Here is a 23,315-nt window from a genome sequence, read left to right as displayed (position 1 = left end):
GAAACCGGGCAGGCCGCTGCCGGCCGTGATCGCGGCGGCCCGGCCGTCCGGGCCGACCTCCGGCGCGGCGGCCCGCTCGGCGACGCGATCGGCGTAGTCACGGGCGGTGGATCCGCACGGACGGTCGCCTCTTCCCCGGCAGGGGCGCCGGGCCGCCGTCCCCGTGGGCGCGGTCCGTCCGGTGTCCGGTCAGGACGCGTTCTGCCGGTCGAACGCGGCCAGGGCGTCGCGCAGCGCGGCCCGCGAGGTGACGCCCAGTTCGGGGAAGACGCGGTACAGGTGGGCGCCGGCGGTGCGGGGCGAGATGTTCAGCTGGCGCCCTATCTCCTTGTTCGACATCCCGCTGGCCGCGAGTTCGGCGATCCGGCGTTCCTGAGCGCTCATGGGCACGGTCTCGCCGCCGTTCGGGACCCGGACGACGACCCCGGCGGCGCGCAGCTCGGTGCGGGCGCGCTGCGCCCACGGAGGGGCTTTCAGACGGTGCTGGAAGATCTTCAGGGCCGCGCCGAGATGGCCCCGTGCGGCCGTGTAGTCCCTGCGCCGGCGCAGCCACTCGCCGTAGAGCAGCCGGAGGCGCGCGTACTCGTGGGCCCACAGGGAGGCGTCCGGGACGGCGAGGGCGGCCTCGTACAGTCTCCCGGCCCGCTCGCCGGGAGCCGCCACCGCCGCGGCGGTGGCGAGGATCATCTCGTGGCGCGGTGAGACGGCGTGCAGCCGCGCCCGCTGTCCCGCCTCGACGTGGGCCCGCGCCGCCGCGGTCCGTCCGGTGCGCACCGCGGACTCCACCAGGTCGAGGAAGACGTGGTGCAGGTTGGGGGACGGCGGCAGGTCACCGGGGGCGCTCACCGCCGCCGCGTGCTGGTAGGCCTCCTCGAAGTCGCCGCGGCCCATGGCGGCCCGGGCCCGGAACCCGCTGACGGCCGCCGTCATGAGCCGGAGCCGTCGCGGCTCCGCCCACGCGGTGAGTTCGTCGCAGCGGGCGCGCAGCGTCTCCTCGTCTCCGCGCCCCGCCGCGACGGACGCCAGCCCGTAGGCGAACAGCATGCGGGGGGAGTGGTAACCGTGCTTCTCCACGTCGTCGCTCTCGGCGGCGATGGCGAGGGTGGTGTCCCAGTCCCCTCTCACGAACGCGTCGTAGCTGCGCGCGACGAGGACGAACCGCCGGCTGTCGTAGGCGGTGTGTCCCACGAAGCCGCGCCGCACGCCGTCGTAGTAGCCGAAGCAGTCGAGGGACAGCGCCGTGCAGATCAGCCAGTTGACGTGCAGGAAGGGGGCGTCGGCCGGGAGCGCGGCCGCGGCCCGGGCCAGGCGTTCCCGCGCGCCGTGGGCGGTGCGTGCCGGGTCGGCCACGCAGTCGAAGCACAGCCGCGCGGTCTCGGACACCCGGTCGAGCAGCCGGTGCACGGGCGGCCACAGCTCGGAGCGGCCGGCCCACTTGGCGCAGTTGAGCAGTACGTAGAAGGCGGCGTCGAAGGCCGCCGCGTCCTCGGGCAGGGTGCTGCGGGGGGCGGCCTCCAGCACCGGCAGCAGGGTACGGAACACCCCGTCGACGTCCCCGTCCCGGTGCCAGAACACATAGGCGGCGGCCATCGCGCCGTGCAGGGTGTCCGCGGAGCGGGAGGTGGCCAGCTCGTGGGCGGTCTCCAGGAGTCCTCCCACGCCGGCGGCGAAAGCGGCCCTGCCCAGGCGGCCCGTACGGTCGGCTGGTTCCGGGCTGAGTTCGGCGGCGCGGCGGTAGGCGGCGGCCGCCTCCGCCGCGCCGCCTCGGGCCAGCGCTCGCTCGGCCGCCCGGCAGAGTTCCGCGGCGACCGCCTCGTCGGGGTCGTCCGCCGCGTGGGCGAGATGCCAGGCGCGGCGGTCGGGTGCGTCCCGCAGGACGTCGGCCAGGGCACGGTGCGCGGATCCGCGCCGGCCCTCGGGGGACATGTACACCAGGCAGGAGCGGGCCAGCGGGTGGCGGAAGCCGATCTGGCCGGCCATGTGGTCGACGCGCACCAGTCCGCTGCGCCGGCTGTCGTCCAGCAGGTCGTCGCTCCACCGCCGGCCCGCGGCGGCCAGGGCCTGCCGGACCTCGCGGAGGTTGCCCGGCCGCTGCCCGTCCAGCGCGACGAGCAGCAGGAAGAACCGGGTGGCGGGGGCGAGGTGCCGGATGCGGTCGGCGAAGACGCTCTCCAGCCGGCTGCTGAGGGGCAGGCCGGCGGGCAGGGGGGTCCGGCCGCGGCGTTGCGCGTCGGTGAGCCGGCTGGGCAGCTCGATCAGGGCCAGGGGGTTGCCCTCGGCTTCGTCGAGCAGGCGCCGGCGGGTGGTCTCCGCCAGGTCGGGATGTCTGCGTTCGAGCAGGGTACGGGCGCCCGCCGGGGGCAGGGGGCCACGGTGAGCAGGCGCAGCCCCGTGGGGTCGATGAAGTCGTCCCAGCCGTTGCGGGCCGCCATGACGAAGACCACGGGGCAGCCGCTGAGCCGGCGCGCCACGAAGGTCATGACTTCGGCGCTGGACCGGTCGATCCAGTGCACGTCGTCCGCCAGGACGCACAGCGGGGTCCGTTCCGCCGCCAGCTCCAGCAGGGCCAGAGCCGCTGCGGAGATCGCGAAACGGCCGGGGGCCGAGCCCTCGCGGATGGACAGTGCCTGTTCGAGCACGCTTCTCTGGAAGGGCGGCAGGCCCAGAAGGTGGTCCAGCAGGGGGTGGAGGAGCTGGTGCAGGGCCGAGAAGGCGAGATCCTGCTCGGTCTCCACACCGGCCACGTGCAGCACTCTCGTCCCGTCGGCCCGGGCACGGGCCGCGGCGGCGTCCAGCAGGACGGTCTTGCCGACCCCCGGGCCGCCCCGGAGCAGCAGGGCCGTTCCTCGGAGGCGCGCACCGGTCAGGGCGGTTTCCAGCGTGTGCAGTTCGGCTGTGCGGCCCACCAGTGACAAGGTTCCTCCCCGCGCCGGCGGGCACATCCGTGCGTCCCGGCACCACCATCGTGGCAGGGGACGCCGGATGGTGCATCCGTCACATGACTGGCGGGCCCGCCCCGCACCGGGCGCGCTCAGGCCAGGAAGGCCAGCACGTCCTCGGCGAATCGCCGGTGGTACTGGAAGAGGAAGCCGTGCCCGGAGTCCGGGTAGATCCTCACCCGCGCGTCCGGCAGGAGCCCGCCCAGGAGGTGGGACGCGCGCGGCGGGACGACGAGGTCGTGGTCGCCGCCCGCCACGAGCACCGGGTGCCGGATGCCCGCGAGCCGCCGGAGGGCGGCGTGGTCCGGTACGCCCCACTCGGTCACGGCCTCGTACTGCGCGTCCCGGCCCGCCGCGGTGACCGGCGCGTCCCGGTCGTGCTCGCGTTCCATGCACCGGCCGAGGAACCCCAGGCCGCTGCGCTGGCTCGTCTTCGTGTGGTTGAAGAAGGCGTAGAGGTAGTCCTGGACGTCGAGCCGGTCGAAGCCGGCGTGGGCGAGCACGTCGTCCCGGTAGCCGTGCACGTCCGGTGCCCCGCGGGGAGCGGTGGCGGCGAGGACGACGCGCCGGACCGCGGAGGGCCGGAGCAGGGCCAGCTCCTGCGCGGTGAAGCCGCCCATCGAGTAGCCCAGCACGTCGACCCGGCGCAGACCGAGGGCGGCCGTGAAGGCCAGGGTGTCGACGGCCAGGTCCCGGACGGTGCGGGGCGCCTGTCCGGTGCTGGCGGCCACTCCGGCGTTGTCGAAGGCGATGACCTCGCGTTCGGCGGCCAGGGCGTCGACGAGCGCGGGGTCCCAGCTGTCCAGCGTGCCGCGGTAGTGCTGGAGCAGCAGGAGCGGCGGGGAGGCGGAGGGCCCGCAGCGCCGGTAGGCGTAGCTGACGCCGCTGGGGGCCTCGGTCGTCCGGTTGGGGGCGTCGGCGTACATCTGGCTTCCTCTGCCGTGGGGGGCGGTGTGTGCGCCGAGTCTGACGCCGTCCGGCGGTGCGGCCATCGGCCATTTGACCGTGGGCGGCGGTCCACTGGTCGTCACGGGCGCGGTCGGGCCCGTCCCCCCGCCGCGGAGGTCCCCTCCCGCTTCCGCCGGGGCCGTTCCCGGCGCGTCCGTACGGCCGTGGTGCCGCCGAGCCCTTCGTCGGGCGGTACGCCGCCGGTTTCCGGCACGTGCCGGAGGCCGGCGGGTGGCGGTGGGACTCCGCCCGCCGGCGGACCGGTGAGGACGGCACCGTCCCGTGGGCCGCGGGCGGCCGGGCGGGAACCCGGCGGGACGCCCCCGCCGTGCCGGTCCGGGGCGGCCGGTCCGGTGGGCTCGGTGGGCCGGGGCCCGGCGTGGGCGGACGCCCCCGCCGTCGCCGTACGCCGGGTGACCGCCGGGGACGCAAAGACGCCTTCAGCCCGTGCCGTGCGCGGCGGCCGTGTCGTCACCCGTGCCGTCCCGGCCGTCCGGCGCGACGACGGTGTACAGAACCGACCTCTTCTGCTTGTGGCGCCTGATGAGTCCCTTGGCGACGAGTCCCTCCAACGTGTTCCGCACGACCTGGGGTGTGGGCATACGGTCGGGGTGTGCCCGCAGGAGCTCCTCCCGCAGCTCCGCGGCGGAACAGGGCTCCTCGTGTCCTGCGAGCAGGCCCAGGAGGAGGTCCCTGAGCAGGGGCCGGCGTCCGGCGGCCGGCCGCCGCGCCTTCGCCCCCCGCCGCTTCCCGGTGGCCGTGCCCGAGCGCTGTGCGGGTGCGGGCGGTGTCACGGCGCCGGGCGGTGTGCGGGCCGGCCCGGCCGGTTCCCCGTCCCGTGCCCGCTCGGGCGCGGCCGAGGTGTGCTCGGCCAGCTCGAGGATGCCCTTCAGCAGGGCTTCCTCCTCCCGCAGGGTCTCGAGTCGACGGATCAGTTCCTGTTGCTCGCGGCGGTTCTCCTCCAGGTCCGACGCGGCCTGCTCCATGTACCGCGATCGCACCGTTGCGCCGGCTGACTTGCTGGGCACAGCCTTCTCTCCCTGGGTATGCGGACGACCTGCGCATCGTACTCAGCGGAACACGCGGGCAACGGGGGACGAGTGGGGGCCGGGAGCCGCGGGTCCGCGAAGCAGGTGTGCACGGTACGTGCCCGGGGGGATGAGTCCCCGCGGGACACGTGTGCGCCGCTGAGGGCGCCGCGGAACACTTCAGGTGTGCGGCCCGCGGTCACGGGCCGCCGTACGCGCGGAGCCCCGGAGGAACTCCCGCCTCGGCGAACGGCGTGAAGGCGCCGGGTCCGTCCGGTCGGGTTCGTTCATCGGTGTCGCCGGGAGTCGGTGCGCGAACCGTTGCGGTCCCGCCCTCCACCGGAGGGCCGGGGCGCGCATCAGCCGAGTGACCGGCTTCCAGGACCGGTTCCGTGGTCGGCGCCCCCTCGGCCGCCTGCCGCGGGCCCGTCGCGCCGGGGACCCGGCACGGTGCCCGCGCGTCAGCCGTCAGCCGCAGCGTGTCGTCGGGACTCCCGGTGAGACCGGGAGGGGACGCGGTACGCCCGGCAGGCCGCGGGTGAGCGGAGCCGGGCGCGGGGCGTGTCGGTCCGGGGACCGGGAATTCATCGCCGGGCGGATCTCCTGTGCTTGCCGCGGCTTGACCGGAGGCGGCCGGCACGGACGAAGGCGAGGGCGAGGCCGAGGCACTGCAGGACGGCGCAGGCGGTGATCACCGCGTCCAGGTCCGCCGGGGCGACGGCGGCCATGACGACGCCGGCGAGGGGGAAGGGCAGCAGCAGGATCAGCACGGTCAGGGAGAGGGTGCTGCCGAAGACCTCGGCGGGGATGAGACTGGACCGCAGCGTGCGCAGCACGACCGCCAGCGCGCTGTCGCCGGCCATGAAGACGGCGATCAACAGGAGGTAGGCCGGGTAGGAGTCGGCGTGCGCGAGGGCGAAGCAGGGCGCCACCGTGATGAGCGAGGCGACCCGGCCCGTCCTGACCAGCCCCCACCGGTCGATGGCGATCCGGGCCCCCGCGACCGCCAGCAGCGAGGCCGCCGCCGCGGCGGACCACACCAGGCCGACCGAGGCGCTGGACTGGCCGAGCTGCTTCATCAGCACGACCGGAGTCGCCGCCTGCAGCACGCCCAGCGCCAGGTTGGACAGCGCCAGTCCCACCACCAGGTAGGCGAGCATGGGCAGTGCGCGCAGGGTGGACCAGCCGCTGCGCAGCCCCCGGAGGAGGGACGGGGTCGCTTCCGGGACCGGCTGACGGATGTGGGGGGTGATGACGGCCGACAGTAACGACAAACCGCTGACGGCTGCGAGCATGCCGCTCGAACCACCCCATTGCAGGAGGACGCCGCCGGCCGCGGGGCCGATCAGAGCGGCTGCCTGGTCGATGCCCAGAAGGACCGACTGGACGCGGTGGGCCCCGCCGGCGGCTTCCCGGCTGGCGACGGCCCCGACGCTTTCGGCCGCGATGTAGCTGAACTCGGTCAGGAACCCGGTACAGGCCGCGAGCAGCATGACCACCACCGCCGCAGCCGTGTCGCCGACGAGGAGCAGGACGGGGGCGGCCAGGCCGACGACGACGGCCCGCGCGCAGGCCGCCATCCGGAAGACCCGCCCGGCGCCCAGCCGGTCGACGGCCGAGCCGGCCAGTCCGAAGGTGCACAGCCGGGGCCCCCAGGCCAGCACGAAGGCGACGCCGGTCAGCGCCGACGAGTCCGTGGTGCCCAGCACCAGCAGGGGAACGGTGTAGGTGGCCATGGAGGACGCGACGGCGTCCGCGAGACGGGGCAGGTAGACGGCGCGCGCCGGGCCGTACGCCGGGGTACGGGCATGCCGGGGTGCGGCATGCCGTATCGGAGTGGGTATCAAAGGAACAGCGCCTTATTTCTCCGGGAACCGAGGTGCCGGTTCTCCAGATGACGGGAGCAGGGGCAAGGGCACGCGACACCTGCCGCCCGGTCGGACGGGAACAGGCACGCCGCGCTGCGCGCATCCACGGGAACCGGGTGGTCCCGGGATCCGCGACGTCGCTTGATGATCAAGTAACGCATCTCCTACAGCGAGATCAACTCGCGAAGCATTACACCCGGTAACACGCGCTCGGCGGCCCGGACCGCCTCCGCCGGCACGGCGGTCGTCACGGCCGGCGCACCGCGAAGCGGCGCGGTCCGCCGAGCACCGCCCGCACCGCTCGCACACGGGCTCGGCCGACCGGGCGGAGCCGGTCGTGAGACGGCCGATGGCGGGTACAGGTGACGCCGTCGGAACAGGACCTTCTCCCGTGAGGAACCGAGGATGACCGATGACGCCTACCTCGTTCTGCTGAGCGGCACGGCCGCGACGCTCGGCGTGCCCCCCGCGGCCGTCGGGGAACTGGCCTGCATGGAGACCCCCGCGGTACGGGCGTGGCTCGACGCGCAGGGGGTCACCGCGGCCTCTCCCCGCCTGCGCCTGCTGCCGCCGGAGGAGACGGCGGCCATCCCCGAGGACGCCGAACGGCTGCCGGTCCCCCTCGGCGAGGAGGAGCTGAGCCGTGTGCGCCACCACGCCGCGCCGCGGGACGTCGCCCGGCTGGAGGAGGAGCTGCTGGCCTACCGTTCCTGCACGGACGGCCGGGACGCGCTGCTCACCCGTGCCCTGGCGGCCGGTGTGCCGGCGCACCGGGTCGCGGAACTGACCGGGGAGGATCTGGCTGCCGTCAAGGCGGTCGCCCGCTGACACCGTGCCCGGCGGACCGCGCCCGCCTCCCGGTCCGCCCCGTCGGCCGCCGGTGCGCCGGTCCGCGGCCGGCGCACCACCGGCTCCCCGGGAAGCCGCCCGGTTCGCGGACGGGGCCGCGTCCGGCGGGCCGCGCAGGATGCGGTCCGGGGCCCCGGCCGGTGTCCGGACCGCGGCCGCGGCACTCGGCCCACCGGGCTGTCGGGCCGCTCACCGGGCGCCACGGCCGGGGCCCGCGTCCCCGGTGCGCGAGGTCCCGGCCCGGCGGACTGCTCACCGGACTGCCTGACACGCACCCCGCACCCCGCCGGCCCGGACGGAGATCCCCGGCGCCGCCCCGCGGTACGCGGCTGACGCGCCGGCCCGGGTCGTGGACGCCGCGGCCGCCGTCACGGTCGCCCCACCCACCGCACCGGGGCGTCGTACAGCGCCCGGCGGATGGCGCGGCGCTGCGTGGCGGTGGTCGCCCCCCAGATGCCCGCGTCCTCCCCCTGTTCCAGAGCCCAGGCACGGCAGGCGAGCAGGACGTGGCACCGGCGACACACCGCACGGGCTCTGGCGACTTGTGGATCGGTCTCCCGCTCGCTCAGGGGGAAGAACAGCTCGGGGTCCTCCCCCAGGCAGGCGGCCTCCTGCCGCCAGTCCTGGAGAGCGGGCGGCTCCGCGCTGCGCGGGGCGGGATGGGGGCGGGAACGCACGGCGCACCTCCGCGTGGTGCCGGCCGAACCGGCAGGAGGCTGAGGCACGGGCAGTGCCCCAGGCCCGGCAGAGGTCGCTCCCCCCAGAGTACGCGTGCGGCGCCCCACCCGCCGCCGGACACGGACGATGCGGCTCCGGTCGGCCCGTGGCCCCGTGAGTCCGGCGTGACAGGCGGCGGGCGGCCCGGCTTCGGCAGGGCCCGAGGGACGGGAGCCCGGCCGAGGGATCCCCGCCGCCCGCCCGCGGGACGCGGCGGACACCGCGCCCCGGTGCCGGCGCCGCCGGCGGAGGTCTCCGCGGACGCGTCGCCCGCGGGCACGGGGCGTCCCGGCGGGCTGCCCGGCGGCGAGGCGGGAGGCCGGGGCCCGGCAGCGGGCCGTGACGTTCACGCGCCGGGCCCGGAGCCCCGTGCGCAGTCCAGGGGCCGCCGCAGGAACGGCGCGAGGAGGTTGCGGTAGTCGCTGGTGGGCGCCAGGCCCAGCTCACTGCGCAGTTGCCGGCGATAGGTGTCGTAGAAGCGCAGCGCGTCGGCGATGTTCCCCTCGGCGAGGTGGATCTCGCACACGCAGCGGTGGGCGCTCTCCCGCAGGGGGTCCGCCTCCAGCGCGGCCATGGCGAATTCCATGGCCGCGCCCATCTGTCCGGACGCGCGCAGGCGCCTGCTGCAGGCCTCCAGGGCGTGCAGGCGGGTCTGGCGGAAGTGCTCGCGCACCACGAGCAGCCAGCTCTCGCTCCAGTCCGGCAGCAGGTCCTGCCGCAAGGGGGCCGGCACCGTCGGCGACTGGGCGGTGGGCCGGCCGGCGGCGAGGTCGTGCACCATGCGGTAGGCGGCGTGCAGGTCGACCTGGACGTTCTGGCCCAGCCGGAGGTGTTCGTTGTCGCAGACGACCATCTGGCAGGATCCGCCGGCGCGGGACAGGCGCCACAGGGCGGAGCGCAGGCTGGCGGCGGAGCGCCGGTCGGGCAGGTGCGGCCAGAGCAGCGCGGCCGCACTGCCGCGGGCCAGGCCCTGCGCGTGGATCGCGAGCAGCACCAGCACTTTCTGCGTGGTGGGCGCCAGGTAGGTGTGTCCGTGCGGGAGACGGAGGGCGAAGCGGCCGAGCAGGGACACCTCCGCCCGGGGCCGGGACGGACGGTCACGGTCGACAGGGGGGACTGCCATGTCGGGTTCTCCACGTGCTTTCCGGGAGCGGAACGGGACTTTCCGGGTTTTCCGGGATGCAACGGACCACACACGATCTCGCGGTCGGATCCCCGTTTCCGTGATTCCCGCCGGGCGGATCCGGGCCCCGTGCGTGTGGACGGCGTCACGGGCGCTGTACCACGACGTCGTCCCGTGGTTTCCGGCGGTGCGGACCGGCTGCCGGGCGGGGACCGGAGGCGGCCGGTGCGGCCGTGCGCCACGACGGGGCGATCGCCGGTAGGGGAACGGACACGCGACGGTGACGGGGGCGGCCTAGCGTCGTGGCACGGGCGGACGAGCGCCGGCACCGGACTTGTCCCCGCCTCGGCCGAAACCGCATCTGCGATCAGGGGAACACCATGTTCCGACACACCCAGAAGCTCCAGTTCGAGGCCCGGCCGGAGAAGCCGGACCCGGCGTACGCGCACAAGCTGCAAGAACTCGTCGGCGGCGCCTACGGCGAGATGACCGTGATGATGCAGTACCTCTTCCAGGGGTGGAACACCCGCATCCAGGGCAAGTACAAAGACCTGATCATGGACACCGCCACGGAGGAGATCGGTCACGTGGAGATGCTCGCCACGATGATCGCGCGCCTGCTGGAGGGGGCCCCGGCCACCGCCACCACCAAGATGGCGACCGCCGACCCGGCCGTCGGCGCGGTCCTGGGCGGCATGGACCCGCAGCAGGCCATCATCGCCGGCGGCGCCGCGCTGCCCGCCGACAGCAACGGCTACCCCTGGAACGGCCGGTACGCGGTCGCCAGCGGCAACCTCCTCGCCGACTTCTACGCCAACGTCGCCGCGGAGGCGCAGAGCCGGCTGCAGACGGCCCGGCTGTACAACATGACCGACGATCCGGGCGTGAGGGACATGCTCAAGTTCAACCTCGCCCGTGACACCGTGCACCAGAACCAGTGGCTCGCGGCGATCGAGCAGCTGCGCGAGGACAACCTCGAGGGCGTGGTCGTCCCGGGCGGGTTCGAGGACGTGGAGTACCGCGAACACGCGCAGACGATCTGGCACCTGTCCGACGGCGCCGAGACCGAACTCGGCCTGTGGGCCGGCGGCCCGACCCCGGACGGCGACCACGAGTTCAGCGTGCTGCGGTCCCCCGAGCCGCTGGGCGACCTCGCCGTGCCCCCGCCGCCCGACCCGAAGCTGTACGCCACCTACGACGGCAGCCGGGGCGACCCCAAGGGCCCGGTGCTCGGCACCGAGACCGGCCTGAGGGGCAAGATCAAGGACGCGATAACGCCGGACGAGTGAGCGCACGGACCGGGTCCGCGGACAGGCGGGCCCGGTCCGCCGTCTTTCGAGAGGAGCACCACGATGCGTCACTCCGTCGCCTCCGCGCCGTCGCGTCGCGCGGTGGCCCGCCCCGTGCTGAGCGGTGTGTACGCGCTGTCCGCCGTTGTCGGACTCGCGTACGGCGGCCCGGCGCACCAGGCCCTGGCCGCCGTCCTCCTGGTCGCCGCCCTCGCGGGACCGCTGTCGGCGAAGGCGGTGCGCCGCCCGGGCCCGCCGCGCGGCGGATCCCTGCCGGGGAGGCGGCATGCTTGACCCGGCCTCCACCGAGCGGGTGCCGAACACCCCGCTCGCTCCACCGGCCGGCGCGCCGGCCGTCACGGCCGAGCCCGTCACCGGGCCCGCCCCCGGGGGCCGGCCGGCGCCGCGAGCCGCGACCGGCTCCCGGCCGCGGATGGTCCTGGCGATGCTCGGCCCGGCGTTCGTCGTGTCGGTCGCCTACGTGGACCCCGGCAACTTCGCCACCAACATGACAGCCGGCACCCGCTACGGGCCCATGCTGCTGTGGGTGATCGCCGCCGCCAACCTCATGGCCGTGTTCGTGCAGTACCTCGCCTGCAAGGCGGGCGTCGCCACGGGCAAGGACCTGCCCCAGCTGTGCCGGGCGCACACCCCCCGCCCGGTGAACCGGACGCTGTGGGTGCAGGCGGAACTCGTCGCGATGGCCACCGACCTGGCCGAGTTCGTCGGCGGCGCCGTCGCCCTGCACATCCTGTTCGGCATCCCCCTGCTGCCCGCCGCCTTCATCGTCGCGGCCGCCTCGCTGCTGCTGCTGACCCTCGCTCCCGAGGGGCGGCGCCGCTTCGAGATCGTCACCGCCGCGCTGCTCCTGGTCATCCTCGCCGGCTTCGTCTACCAGGCGGCGGCCGCCGGCGCGTGGAGCGGAGCCCTGTCCGGGATGCGCCCCCGCTTCGCCGACACCCAGAGCATCCTGCTGACCACCGGCATGATCGGCGCCACCGTCATGCCGCACGTCATCTACCTCCACTCCTCGCTGGCGCGCGGCCCCGCCCGGTGCTCCCCGCAGCGCAAGCGCCGCCACCTGCGCGCCCATCGCTCCGCGCTGTTCATCGCGCTCGGCATCGCGGGACTGGTGAACGCCAGCATGCTCACCATCGCCGCCGCGGCCCTGCACAGGACTGGCACGCAGGAGACGCTCGAGGCCTTCCACGCCGGGCTCGGCGCCGCCCTGGGCTCCGGCGCCGCGTGCGCGTTCGCGCTCGCCCTGCTCGCCTCCGGGCTGGCCTCCTCGGGCGTCGGCACCTTCGCGGGCCAGGTCATCCTGAGCGGCTTCCTCGGGCGCCGCATCCCGCTGACGGTGCGCCGCCTGGTGACCATGACACCGCCCCTGGTCGTCCTGTCCCTGGGCGTCGAACCGACGCAGGCGCTCGTCCTCAGCCAGGTCGTGCTGTCCTTCGGCGTCCCCTTCGCGCTCGTCCCCCTGCTGGTCTTCACGGCGCGCAGGCGGATCATGGGGGCTCTGGTCAACCGCCGCGTCACCACGGTGGCCGCCGTCGCGGTGAGCACCGTGATCAGCGCGCTCAACGTGCTGCTGCTCGTCCGCGCCCTCACGGCGTGACACCGCGGCCGGGGATCCCCACGCGGCCCGGCCGCCCCGAGCCCGCGCGGCGCCCGGGTCCCCGCCCGGCGGCGGGCCGGCCCGCCGCCGGGCCGGTTCAGTGCCCGAGGACGTGCTGCAGCCTGCCGCGGATCTGCTGCCAGGGCCGCTGCTGCTCGCCGTGCAGGGCGTTGAGCACGACCAGCCCGCCGGTCAGGGCCGGCACCGCCCACTGCAGCACCGTCAGCTGCCGCCGCGCCGCGCGCGCCTCCTCCTGGTCCCGCTCCTGCTCCTGCCGGTCCCACCCGTGCTCGCGCTGGTCCGCGCCCTCCTGCCGGGCGGGCGGGACCGTTCTCTGCACCTTCTTGCCCAGGACGCGGCTGTAGGCGGTCACCGCCAGTGCCGCGGCGGTCACCGCGCCCTTGGCCAGCGACGACGCCCCGACGCCGCGCTGTCCCGCCACCCGGGCGGCGTTGGCCTCCAGCAGGCCGACGCTGCCCACCAGGTGCGCGGCGATCGCCGCGGCGTTGACCGGCGTCCACATCGCCCAGCCCGCGCTCTCGAAACGCCGGCTGCTCTGCTCCGTGCCGCCCTCCGCGCGCGCCGCGCCGTTCAGGCCGACCGCGCCCATCAGCGACCCTCCGAACCACGCCGCCAGGCCCACGTCATGCAGGCTGCGCAGCACCGTGTTGCGTTCCGCCATCCTCAGCACCTCTTCCGCCACGAGTGGTCACATACGGCGGTGCCCGCACCGGGCACACGGTCACCAAGCTCCCCGGTCCGCACGGCACGGGCCACCGTGCCCACGCGAACGGGTGACGGGGCCGGCCGGGCAGGAAGCCGGCTCGTGGCCGCCCCGGACCCGGCGGAGCCGGAACCGGGGCGGGGCGGCCGCCGGGACCCGTGGATCGGCGATCCGGCCAGACGGCGGCGCAGTGGGGAGGCCGGGACCCGCGCGTCCTCCGGGGAAGGCGCGGGCCGGCCGCCTCCCCCGGTGCGGCACCGCACGGCGTGCGTCCGGCCGGCCGCCGCGGACCCGCCGGCCGGCGACGGCACCGGCGCACGGCGTGCCCGGCCGCCTCCCGCGGACCGGGCCGGGCCGCCGCCGCGGGGTCAGCGCTCGGACGACCGGGAGCTGTCCGCGGTCAGTCCGTGGGTGGTGGTGATGTCGGCGAGTCCGGAGATGGTGAGAACGGGTGACAGGAGCGGGGTGGCGATGAGCTCCAGACGGTCGCTGTGGGCGAAGAGCACACTCAGGCCGGCGCTGTCCAGGTACTCCACACCCGTCAGGTCCACGACGAGGGGGCCCGTGGTCCTGTCGAGGGCTTCGGCGAGCAGGCGGGCGTTGCTCATGTCGATCTCCCCCGCGACCGTCAACGAGGCGCTGCCGTCCGTGCATTGGCCGGGAGTAAGAATGAGGGGGGTGGTCATCAGGCGATCCTCGTATGCATGTCGACGGTGGTGCCGGCAGTGCCGGGGGTGATGGTGACGCGGTGCATGAGTGCCTGCATCAGCGTGACGCCTCGGCCGCGGTGTCCGTTGCGTTCGGGCTGAGGCTTCTTCCACCGGCCGGTGTCGGTGACGGTGAGGCGAAGGTCGTGGACGTAGGCCTCCGCGCGCAGGCGGATGATCTCCCCCGGCGCGTCCCGGTGGCCGTGCTCGATGGCGTTGGCGCAGGCCTCGCCCGCCGCCACGAGGACGTTCTGGACGGTGTGCGGCGGGAGGTCGCACTGATCGAGCCAGCTGCGCAGGGCCTTGCGGACGGGAGCGAGCTGGGAGGACTCGGCGGGGAAGGCCATCTCCAGCGGGGCCGGGTGCCGGTAGAGCAGCAGAGCGACGTCGTCGTCGTAGCCGTCGCTGGGCTCCAGGCGGCTCATGACCTGCGAGGCCAGTTCCTCCACCGCGACGTCGCGGCCTTCCTGGACGGCTTCGCTGGCCTGGTCGATGCCCACGCTCAGCGGGCGGCGCCGGCGCTCGACGAGACCGTCGGTGTACAGCAGCAGGGTGGCGCGGGCGGGCATGGTGCACTCGCCCTCCGGGCGCGTCCTGCCGGGGCGGACGGCCAGCGGCAGGGAACGCCCGTCCTCCAGCAGGTGGGTGGTGCCGTCGGCATGGGCGAGGATGCCCGGCGGGTGACCCGCGCTGGAGTAGGTCAGGTGTCCGGTGCCCGGGTCGAGGACGCCGCAGAAGACGGTGGTGCACACGGCCCCGGGGATGCCCGCGGCGAAGTGGTCCAGGGCCATGAGGGTGCGTGCGGGGCTGGCGTCCTGCAGCAGCAGGGCGCGGCAGGCGCTGCGCAGTTGCCCCATGACACTGGCGGCTTCCAGACCGCGGCCGACGCAGTCGCCGACGACGATGCCGATCCGGCCGTCGGGCAGGCTGATCGTGTCGTACCAGTCGCCGCCGACTTCGAGGGGCTGGGTGGCGGGCTCGTAGCGGACGGCGAAGCCGTCGGGGAGCCGGGAGGGGCCGAGGATGGCGCGCTGCAGGGCGAGGGCGGTCTCGCGCTGCTGGTCGATCTGGTGGACGCGGACGAGGCCCTGCGCGAGGTGACCGGCCAGCAGGGACAGCAGGAGCTGGTCCTCGCCGGTGAAGGGCCGGTGTTCGCCCAGGTCGACCCAGAGGGCCAGCGGGCCGTCGGGGTGCTCCAGGAGGATGCCGGCCCCGGTCTGGGCGGCGGCCGGGGTGAGCAGGGGCCGCCGGCGCAGATCGGTGAGCGTCTCGCGCCGGTCGTCGGGCAGGTCCTGCCAGGTGCGGAGGGATTCGGTCGTGGTCAGGGCGGGGTCCTCGCCGTGGCGGAAGACGGCTGCCAGGACCTCCTGCGCGCGCCAGAGGTCCTTCAGCTCGTGGAGCGCGCCGGTGAGCGCGTCGGACAGGCTGGTGGCCTGCGACAGGCGGGTGCTGAGGCTCGCGAGGGCGCTCTCGCGCTGGATGGCGTAGTGCTCGGCGGTCACGTCGCGGAAGGTGCCCACGGTCACCTGGCGTCCGGTGTCGGGGTCCTGCGCCTGGTTGAAGGTGGCGGTGACCCACAGCCGGTGGCCGTCGCGGTGGGTGACGGGGATGGTGTAGCTGCCCCGGGGGTTGCCCAGCAGCTGGGCGAAGGCGGCCTCGACCTGCCGGTGGGCCTCGGGGTCGCTGGCGGCGTCCGGCCACCACGGGTGGATCGGCTGGTAGGGCAGGTCCTCCGGGCCGTAGCCGAGGATGTCGGTGAAGGAGGTGTTGATCTCGATCACCGCGCCGTCCTCGTCGCAGACGAAGAAGGCCTCCTGCAGCGAGTCGATCAGCGCCGCCCGCCAGCGGGTGTGGTGGGTGCGCAGCCGGGCCAGCTCGATGTTGGCGCGGACCCGGGCGAGGAGTTCCGCGGCGGCGAAGGGCTTGACGAGGTAGTCGTCGGCGCCGGCCTGCAGGCCCTCGATGGAGGCCTCCTGCCCGGCCCGGGCCGACAGCAGCAGCACGGGCAGGGAGGCGGTACGCGAGTCGGCGCGCAGCGCCCCCACCAGGGACAGGCCGTCCAGGCGGGGCATCATGACGTCGCTGACCAGCAGGTCGGGGATCTGGGAGCGGATGGCGTCGAGGGCTTCCTGGCCGTCGGTGACGGCGGTGACCTGGTACCCGGCGCCCTTGAGCAGGCGGGTGAGGTACTCGCGCATGTCGGCGTTGTCGTCGGCGACGAGCACGTGGGCCGGGGACGACGGTCCGGCGGCGGGGACGGCGGTGTCCTGGTCCGCCGCCGCGGCGCTCTGGGCGGACGTCTCCGTGTCCGAGGGCAGCCAGCGCAGGGCTTCCTGCACATAGGGGTCGGCGGTGGCGGACACCGTTCCGGCGCCCGGGGCGGACGCGACGGCGTCGGCGGGCAGGTGCGCGGTGCCGAAGGGCAGCCGGATGGTGAAGCGGGTGCCCTCGCCCTCGACGCTGTCGGCGACGATGGTGCCGCCGTGCAGGCCGACGAGTTCCTTGACCAGGGCCAGGCCGATGCCGCTGCCCTCGTTGGAGCGGGACCGGGCGTTCTCGATCCGGTGGAAACGCTCGAACAGCCGCGGCATCTCGTCGGCGGCCACCCCGATGCCGGTGTCCTCGACCGTGACCACGGCCTGTCCGTCCTCGGCCCGCACCGAGACGCGGATCGCGCCCTCGAAGGTGAACTTCAGGGCGTTGCTGAGAAGGTTGAGCACCACCTTCTCCCACATGCCGCGGTCGATGTGGACCGGCTGGTCGAGCGGGGCGCAGTCGACGTCGAAGGACAGGCCGGCCTTGTCGACGGCGGAGCGGAAGACGCTGGCCAGCTCGGCGGTGACCGCGGCCAGGTCGACCGGCTCGTAGGTGGCCTGCATACGGCCCGCCTCGATGCGGGAGAAGTCCAGCAGGGTGTTGACCAGTTTGCCCAGGCGCAGCCCGTTGCGGCGGATGACCTCCAGCTCCTCGCGCACCTGGGGGTCGGCCTCCGCCAACCGGGTGCGCAGTTCCTCCAGCGGTCCCATCATCAGCGTCAGCGGGGTGCGGAACTCGTGACTGATGTTGGAGAAGAACGTGGTCTTCGCGCGGTCCAGTTCGGCCAGTTCCTCGGCCCTGCGCTGCTGCGCCTGGTAGCTGCGGGCGCTGCCGATCCCCGTGGCGACGTGCCCCGCGACCAGTTCGATGAAGCCGCGGTAGGTGTCGTCCAGGAACCGGTAGCGGTTCAGTCCGGCCACGAGGAAGCCGTAGGGCGCGCTGCCCTGCTGCAGCAGCGGCACCACCAGGGCCTGGGTGGGCGGTTCCTCCCAGGCGCCGCTCGGCAGGCCGGTGAACGGGGCGCCGTCGAGTTCCACCACCGCCGACTCGCCGCGCGCCAGCGCGGCGGCCGGCCACACGGCGTCCGGGTCGTCGAGCGCCACCACCGCGGGTCCCGCCGGATGGCCGGCTTCGAGTCCGGTGGTCGCGGCGAGCCGCGCGGAGCCGTCCTCCTGGAACAGGTAGGTCATGGTGAACGGCAGGTCCCACGGGTTGCGGTCGAGCTGCCGGGCGGCGAAGTCCAGCATCTCCTGCTCGGTGCGCACCACGCTCGGGTCGGAGCCGAGATCGCGCAGGGTGGTCATGCGCCGTTCGCCGATGACCCGCTCGGTCTCCTCGCTGACCACGCACAGCATGCCGACCACCGCTCCGGTGTCGTCCCGCAGGGCGCTGTAGGAGAAGGTGTGGTAGGTCTCCTCCGGGTATCCCGACCGTTCCAGGAACAGCAGCAGCGCCTCGTCCCAGGTCGCCCTGCCCGTGGCCAGCACGGTGTCGATGCGTGGGCCGATGTCGTCCCAGATCTCCGCCCACACCTCGCGGGCCGGCCGCCCCAGCGCCCGGGGGTACTTGCGTCCCAGCGTGTCCCGCCGGTAGGCGTCGTTGCAGAAGAACGTGAGTTCGGGGCCCCACGCCATCCACATGGAGAACTTCGACGACAGCAGGATGCTGACCGCGGTCTGCAGGCTCTGCGGCCAGCTCTCCGGCGGCCCCAGGGGGGTGGCCGTCCAGTCCACCGCGGCGAGGTCGCCGCCCACCACTTCGTCGGCGGCGAACACGTCGACCCGGGCCGCGGCCGGCGGCTCGTGCCCAGCGTCATCCACCCGCGCCATTCGACACCCCTTCGTTCCCGGGCCCTGCCGTTGTGCCGCCCGTGCCCGTGTCCGCCGCACCTGTTGCACCGCGCGTCCGGCCCGGGCGTCGCGCGGCGTCCCGGCACGCCCTGGCCTGCCCTACCCCTTGCTCCGACGACTTCGTAGGATAAGCCAGTCGTTCCCGGCGCCTGCGCCCGGGACGGCACGGCAGAGCGCACACGGCACAACGGGACGGCGGGGCATGACGGCGAGTACACCGACGAGGGTGCTGACTCCGTCGTCCGGGGAAGAGGTGTCCGGGGAGGAGGCGCGGCTGGCCGCGGTGCGCCGCTACCAGGTCCTGGGCACCGCGCCCGACGGGGCGTTCGACCGGATCGCCGCGCTCGCCGCCCGGGTCTTCGACGCCCCCATGGCCAGCGTGTCGGTCGTGGACGCCGACCGGGTGTGGTTCGCGGCCACGCACGGTCTGGGCGGCATCACGCAGATCGGCCGCGATCCCGGGCTGTGCGCCTCCGCCATCCTCCACGGCGAGCCCTACGTCGTCCCCGACGCCCGCACCGATCCCCGCACCCTGTCCCATCCCCTGGTCCGGGGCGAGCCCTGGGTCCGCTTCTACGCCGCCGCGCCCATCACCACCCGCGACGGGCAGCGCCTGGGCACCGTCGACGTGTGGGACACCCGGCCCCGCCGGCCCAGCGACGACCAGCTCGCCGCCCTGCAGGACCTCGCCGCCCTGGTGATGGACGAGATGGAACTGCGCCTGTCCGCCATCCGCACCGTCGCCGCCGAACGCGACCGCCGCGCCGACGCCGAACGCCTGGCGCGCACCCTGCAGCGCACCCTGCTGCCCCCGGCGCTGCCCGTCGTGCCCGGGCTGCAGGCGGCCGCCGCCTACCACACCGCCTCGGCCGACGAGGTCGGCGGGGACTTCTACGACCTGTTCCCCCTCGACGACGGCCGCTGGGCCTTCTTCATCGGCGACGTGTGCGGCAAGGGCGCCGACGCCGCCGCCCTGACCTCCCTGACGCGCTACACCCTGCGCGCCGCCGCCATCTACGACCCCGATCCGTGCGCCGCGCTCGCCAACCTCGACACCGTCCTCAAGGGCGAGTACCAGGGCGACGATCCCCGCCACTGCACCGCCCTCTTCGGCGTCCTCGACCCCGCGCCCGACGGCTCCTTCGCCCTCACCCTGGCCGGCGGCGGCCATCCCCCGGCCCTGGCCCTGCGCGCCGACGCGACCGTGGAGGCCCTCTCCACCGCCGGCGGACAGCTCATCGGCCTGCTCCCCCGCCCCCGTTTCGTCCGGACCACCACCCGCCTGCGCCCCGGCGAAGCGCTGCTGATGTACACCGACGGCCTCATCGAGGCGCACGCGCCCGACGGCACCATGCTCGGCCAGGACGGCCTGACCGCGCACCTCTCCCGTGCCCGCCCCCGGTCGGCCGACCACCTCCTGAGCACCGTGGACGAGCTGCTGTGCCGTCTCGGCCCCGGAGTCACCGACGACACCGCGCTGCTCGCCCTGTCCGTCCCCCCACGCCTCGCACCACCCACCCAGGAGACCCGGTGACCGAGATCCAGCACACGCTCTCCCTCACCCGGCACGACCGCCCGGCCGGTCTCGTCCTGCTGGAGGTGGCCGGTGAACTCGACCACCACACCGCGCCCCGGCTCACCGCCGCCCTGGACGACGTCACGTTCGACGCCGGCACCCGCCTGGTCATCGACCTGACCGAGCTGACCTACTGCGACTCCACCGGCATCACCGTCCTCGTCACCGCCTACAACCGCGCCACCGCGGCCGGCGCCTCCCTCAGCCTCGCCGGAGTCAACCCCGACCTGCTGCGCGTCTTCCACGTCGTCGGCCTCGACCAGGTCTTCACCTTCCACCCCACCGTCGACGACGCCCTCGCCCCACCGCACAGCTGACCACGCGGCTTCCGGCCGGGGCCCGGCCCGGCACCGCCCGGTGCGACGCGCCCGCGGACCGCGGCGGGGCGGACGGCCCCGGCGGCATCGTGAGCCGCGCGCCGCGGCCCGGGAGGGCGCCCGGGCCGCGGGCCGGCATCCGCGGCGAGGGTCCCGCAGCGTCCCTCGGGGCCGGGTGTCACAGATGCGCGCTGATCGCGACGAGCGCGAGGTCGTCGCGGAGTCTGCCCGCCCAGCGGGTGACGGCGTCGGTGAAGAGCAGGTCGGCCAGCCGGTCGGCGAGCCGGTCGTCGGACGGGCCGGTCCAGCAGGCCAGGAGGGCGGCGAGGTCCTCGGGTTCCCGGCTCAGGTGGGCTCCGGAGCCTTCGGTGAAGCCGTCGGTGTACAGGATCAGGCTGTCGCCGGGGTGGAGGACCGTGCTCTGCACAGGATGGTCGGTGGCCCGGAAGGCGCCGAGCAGGGGGCCGTGCTCCTCCAGGAGCCGCGTCCGGCCGCCGCGGCGGCGCAGCAGGGGAGCCGGGTGGCCGGCGGAGGTGATGCGCAGCCGCACGGGGGTGTCGGAGGGGTCCAGCAGGGCGTAGACGAGGGTGCAGAAGGGGCTGTTCTCCCGGAGCAGGGCCCGGTGGACGGAGGGCAGGACGTGGGCCGGGTCGGGATCCTGCTGGGCAGCGGTCCACAGGGTGTGGCGGACCAGCCCGGTGACGGCGGCCGCGGTGGGGCCCTTGCCGCAGACGTCTCCCAGGGTCAGGGCCCACTGCCCGTCGGGCAGCGGGAAGACGTCGTAGAAGTCGCCGCCGATGTCCAGGCTGTCCCCCTGGGCGCGGTAGCGGGCGACGATGTCCAGGCCGGGCAGCGTGGGCAGGTCGGGCGGCAGCAGCGGCCTCTGGAGGGCTTCGGTGGTGGCGCGCAGGCGGTCCAGGAGACGGTCCTGGCTGATGCCGACCGCGATCTGGCCGGCGATGCCGGCCAGGGAGTCGAAGGCCGTCTCGGGCAGTGGCTGACGGCTGAAGAGGGCCATGACGCCCATGAGCTCGCCGTCGTTGATCAGCGGGTAGGCGGCGAAGGCGGCCATCCCTTCACGACGGGCCCAGTCCTGGTCGTCGGCGTACCGGTCGTCGGTCACCGAGTTGGTCAGGTGCGGTTTGCGTTCGACGGCGATGAGCCCGATGCCGGGATCTCCCACCCGGATGCGGGAGCGGCCGCCGTCGAGGTGGCCGTGGGGTCCGGCGGCGGCTTGCAGGACGAGCGTGTTCTCCTGGGCGTCGAGCGTCCAGATGCGGGCCACGGCGACGCCCAGCCGGTCGACGACGGCCTGCGCGGAGCGCTGCAGGCGCTGCCGCAGGGGGTCGCCGGCGGTCATGGCGGCGGCGACATCCCCGCTGAGGAGGGCGTGGCTGGTGCGCTCGGCCAGCTGGCGCCGGGTCTCGGTGCTGCTGGTGATGTCCTCCAGTATGACCAGCGTGTGTGTGGTGCCGTCGGGGTTGGTCACGGCTTGGGCGCTCATCCGCAGGGTCTGCGCGGCCCCGTCGTCGCCGAGGCGTTCGAACAGCGTGGGCGAGGAGGGGACGAGGGCGGCGCGAGCCAGGTGCTCGCGCAGGTCCCCCCGGACGTGCGGGGGGAAGAGGAGCGGGAAGGAACGGCCCGCCGCGTCGTTCCGCAGGGAGAGGATGTCGGCGGCTTTGCGGTTCCAGGCGATGACGCGGCCGGCGGCGTCCACCGCGACGGCGCCGATGAGGACCTGGTGGTAGAGCGGGCCGAACAGCTGCTCGCCGGGCTGCCGGGCCACTTCGCCGCCGGAGAGCAGCCGGCGTTGGGCCGCGGCCTGGGCGGTGCGGTAGGCGTGCTGCAGGGCCAGCCGGTCGAGCAGCGACCGGGCGGCGCGGGCGAGGCCGTCCGGGTCGTCGGCGCGCACGTAGGCGAGTCGCTCGGCCGGGGCGAGCAGCGACAGGGCCGAGGCGTCGCCGGCGCCGGCCCGGCCGGTGACGACGATGACCGCCAGGTGCTGCGTCCGGGTCTGGAGGGCACTGACCAGACCGGCCGGGGCGGACACGTCCGCTCCCACGACCAGCAGGGTCGGCTCGTCCGCCTCGTCGGGCGGCACGGCTTCCCCGGAGGGGAGGCGGCGTACGGCGGCCCGGCCGCCGAGTTCCGTCCGCAGTACGGCCTCGGTGGCGTCGTCCACGCCCGCCAGGAGCACGTGGGGCGAAGCGGAGCCGGGCACCTCAGCTTCCCATGAGCGGCTGATCGAGCAGGGCCCGGCCGGTCCACACCCGCAGGGTGTCGGTCAGGGGTGCCATCACGTGGGCGGCGCGGGCGTCCCGCAGGTGGCGGTGCAGGGGTCCTTCCTCGGAATAGCCGATGCCCCCGGTCAGCGTGAGCGCGTCGTTGATCACCGATTCGGCCGCTTCGGCCACCTCGGCCTTGGCGGAGCACAGGCCCAGCAGCCCCTCGGGCCCGCCGGCGTCGGCTTCCGTGGCGGCCTGGTAGATCAGACGCCGGGTGCGCTCGACGCGCGCCCACATGGCGCCCAGGCGGTGCTGCACCAGCGGCTGGGCGGCCAGGGTGCTGCCGCTGTGCGTGTGGCGGCGGCGCAGCAGGTGGCTGCGGGCCTCCTCCAGGGCGGCGGAGGCCACGCCCAGGTAGGTGCTCGCCATGGCGGTCAGGAAGTAGGGGGCGACGACGTTGAAGACGTACCAGATCTCGTCGCCCTCCTCCCCGAGCAGCCGGGTGCGGGGCAGGGCCGCGCCGTCGAGGCGCATGGTCCGCGAGGCGTTGCCCCGCATGCCCAGGCCCGTCCACGGCGGCCCCCAGGTCACCCCGGGGGTGTCGCCGTCGAGGACCACGCAGGAGAACTGGCCGGGCAGGGCGTCGTCGCCGGCGGCGACGGTGGACACCACGTAGGAGTCCGCGTGCTCGCCGTTGGTCACGAAACTCTTCGCCCCGGTCAGGACGAGCTCGCTCCCCCGGGTCTCCATGCGGGTCTGGGACAGCCAGAACTCCCCTCCCGTCCCGGGCTCGGAGAGAGCCAGCGTGGTCAGGTGCTCACCGGCGGCGATGGGTTCGAGGTAGTGACGCCGGTGGTGGTCGGTGGCCTTGGCCGCGATCACCGCGGAGGCGACCAGGTGCATGCCGAAGCAGATGGAGGTCGAGGCACAGGCCCGTCCGGTCGCCTCGCCCACCTGCGCCACCGCCAGCAGGCCGTGCCCCATCCCGCCGGCTTCCTCGGGTACCACCAGGCCGCCCAGTTCGGCGCGCAGAGCCGCCATGCCCTCGGCGGGCCAGCGCCGCTCGGCGTCCACGGCAGCCGCTTGCGGGGCGAGGACCTCCTCAGACAGCCGGCGCGCCGCGGCCACCGCTGTTCCCAGTTCCGTCCTCGCCACCGTCTACCGCCTTCGCCCTCACGCCTGTGTGCCGGCGCTGTCCTTTTTCCGTACCGGTCAACCCGA

General features: G+C 74.8%; 18 protein-coding genes. 6 read left to right on the top strand and 12 right to left on the bottom strand.

Translation table 11 applies throughout. The features are described 5' to 3' along the window. Nucleotides 1-189 precede the first annotated feature (189 nt). From ACIBAI_RS17395 to ACIBAI_RS17375, 5 genes are all read right to left on the bottom strand, one after another. Nucleotides 190-1,995, bottom strand: a complete 1,806-nt coding sequence (locus ACIBAI_RS17395; protein WP_399035062.1) for a LuxR C-terminal-related transcriptional regulator — start codon at nt 1,993-1,995, stop codon at nt 190-192. 260 nt (nt 1,996-2,255) lie between these two features. Next, nucleotides 2,256-2,906, bottom strand: coding sequence for an AAA family ATPase (locus ACIBAI_RS17390; RefSeq protein WP_399035060.1), 651 nt, complete (start codon nt 2,904-2,906; stop codon nt 2,256-2,258). Nucleotides 2,907-3,031: 125 nt separating this feature from the next. Continuing rightward, nucleotides 3,032-3,865: an alpha/beta fold hydrolase gene (locus ACIBAI_RS17385; RefSeq protein ID WP_399035058.1), complete on the bottom strand. Its 834-nt coding sequence runs from the start codon at nt 3,863-3,865 to the stop codon at nt 3,032-3,034. A 462-nt stretch (nt 3,866-4,327) separates the two neighbouring features. Beyond that, entirely contained in the window at nt 4,328-4,873 is a 546-nt protein-coding gene (locus tag ACIBAI_RS17380) for a hypothetical protein (RefSeq protein ID WP_399035055.1), read from the bottom strand. Nucleotides 4,874-5,499: 626 nt separating this feature from the next. Continuing rightward, on the bottom strand, nt 5,500-6,762 hold the full coding sequence (locus tag ACIBAI_RS17375) for an MFS transporter (RefSeq protein ID WP_399035053.1): 1,263 nt from the start codon (nt 6,760-6,762) through the stop codon (nt 5,500-5,502). 426 nt (nt 6,763-7,188) lie between these two features. Between ACIBAI_RS17375 and ACIBAI_RS17370 the strand changes: the two genes are divergently transcribed. Next, nucleotides 7,189-7,611 (top strand): DUF6003 family protein, encoded by a 423-nt coding sequence (locus ACIBAI_RS17370; RefSeq protein WP_399035051.1) that lies wholly within the window; start codon nt 7,189-7,191, stop codon nt 7,609-7,611. Between the two features lie 389 nt (nt 7,612-8,000). Here the strand turns inward: ACIBAI_RS17370 and ACIBAI_RS17365 are convergent, their stop codons facing one another. Both ACIBAI_RS17365 and ACIBAI_RS17360 read right to left on the bottom strand, forming a co-directional pair. Then, a complete protein-coding gene (locus ACIBAI_RS17365) occupies nt 8,001-8,309 on the bottom strand; it encodes a WhiB family transcriptional regulator (protein ID WP_399035049.1) in 309 nt (102 codons plus the stop codon). A 386-nt stretch (nt 8,310-8,695) separates the two neighbouring features. Further along, complete coding sequence (locus ACIBAI_RS17360) at nt 8,696-9,472, bottom strand: BTAD domain-containing putative transcriptional regulator (protein WP_399035047.1); 777 nt, start codon at nt 9,470-9,472, stop codon at nt 8,696-8,698. A gap of 380 nt (nt 9,473-9,852) precedes the next feature. On the opposite strand from ACIBAI_RS17360, the gene ACIBAI_RS17355 reads away from it, so the two are divergent. The 3 genes from ACIBAI_RS17355 (at nt 9,853) to ACIBAI_RS17345 (ending at nt 12,379) form a co-directional block, all read left to right on the top strand. After that, nucleotides 9,853-10,761 (top strand): manganese catalase family protein, encoded by a 909-nt coding sequence (locus ACIBAI_RS17355; RefSeq protein WP_399035045.1) that lies wholly within the window; start codon nt 9,853-9,855, stop codon nt 10,759-10,761. Nucleotides 10,762-10,824: 63 nt separating this feature from the next. Then, the gene (locus tag ACIBAI_RS17350) at nt 10,825-11,055 is read left to right on the top strand and encodes a hypothetical protein (protein ID WP_399035043.1); all 231 of its coding nucleotides are present in this window, start codon (nt 10,825-10,827) and stop codon (nt 11,053-11,055) included. Beyond that, nucleotides 11,048-12,379 (top strand): Nramp family divalent metal transporter, encoded by a 1,332-nt coding sequence (locus tag ACIBAI_RS17345; RefSeq protein ID WP_399035041.1) that lies wholly within the window; start codon nt 11,048-11,050, stop codon nt 12,377-12,379. Before ACIBAI_RS17350 ends, ACIBAI_RS17345 begins: the two co-directional genes overlap by 8 nt. Before the next feature lie 97 nt (nt 12,380-12,476). Here the strand turns inward: ACIBAI_RS17345 and ACIBAI_RS17340 are convergent, their stop codons facing one another. The 3 genes from ACIBAI_RS17340 to ACIBAI_RS17330 all read right to left on the bottom strand — a co-directional run bounded on the left by ACIBAI_RS17340 (nt 12,477) and on the right by ACIBAI_RS17330 (nt 17,955). Then, complete coding sequence (locus ACIBAI_RS17340; protein WP_399035039.1) at nt 12,477-13,061, bottom strand: hypothetical protein; 585 nt, start codon at nt 13,059-13,061, stop codon at nt 12,477-12,479. A gap of 410 nt (nt 13,062-13,471) precedes the next feature. Continuing rightward, complete coding sequence (locus tag ACIBAI_RS17335; RefSeq protein WP_399035037.1) at nt 13,472-13,789, bottom strand: STAS domain-containing protein; 318 nt, start codon at nt 13,787-13,789, stop codon at nt 13,472-13,474. After that, the gene (locus ACIBAI_RS17330) at nt 13,789-17,955 is read right to left on the bottom strand and encodes a SpoIIE family protein phosphatase (protein WP_399035035.1); all 4,167 of its coding nucleotides are present in this window, start codon (nt 17,953-17,955) and stop codon (nt 13,789-13,791) included. The genes ACIBAI_RS17335 and ACIBAI_RS17330 overlap by 1 nt, the downstream gene beginning before the upstream one ends. Nucleotides 17,956-18,202: 247 nt before the next feature. Between ACIBAI_RS17330 and ACIBAI_RS17325 the strand changes: the two genes are divergently transcribed. Next, on the top strand, nt 18,203-19,510 hold the full coding sequence (locus ACIBAI_RS17325) for a PP2C family protein-serine/threonine phosphatase (RefSeq protein ID WP_399035034.1): 1,308 nt from the start codon (nt 18,203-18,205) through the stop codon (nt 19,508-19,510). Next, a complete protein-coding gene (locus tag ACIBAI_RS17320; RefSeq protein ID WP_399035032.1) occupies nt 19,507-19,869 on the top strand; it encodes an STAS domain-containing protein in 363 nt (120 codons plus the stop codon). Before ACIBAI_RS17325 ends, ACIBAI_RS17320 begins: the two co-directional genes overlap by 4 nt. A gap of 178 nt (nt 19,870-20,047) precedes the next feature. On the opposite strand, the gene ACIBAI_RS17315 is transcribed toward ACIBAI_RS17320, so the two are convergent. Both ACIBAI_RS17315 and ACIBAI_RS17310 read right to left on the bottom strand, forming a co-directional pair. Further along, nucleotides 20,048-22,090, bottom strand: coding sequence for a SpoIIE family protein phosphatase (locus tag ACIBAI_RS17315; protein ID WP_399035030.1), 2,043 nt, complete (start codon nt 22,088-22,090; stop codon nt 20,048-20,050). A 1-nt stretch (nt 22,091) separates the two neighbouring features. Beyond that, a complete protein-coding gene (locus ACIBAI_RS17310) occupies nt 22,092-23,249 on the bottom strand; it encodes an acyl-CoA dehydrogenase family protein (protein WP_399035028.1) in 1,158 nt (385 codons plus the stop codon). Nucleotides 23,250-23,315 lie beyond the last annotated feature (66 nt).

The sequence above is a fragment of the Streptomyces sp. NPDC051041 genome (assembly GCF_044456065.1).
Taxonomy (GTDB): domain Bacteria; phylum Actinomycetota; class Actinomycetes; order Streptomycetales; family Streptomycetaceae; genus Streptomyces; species Streptomyces glaucus.
This window is presented reverse-complemented; position numbering and strand designations above follow the sequence as displayed.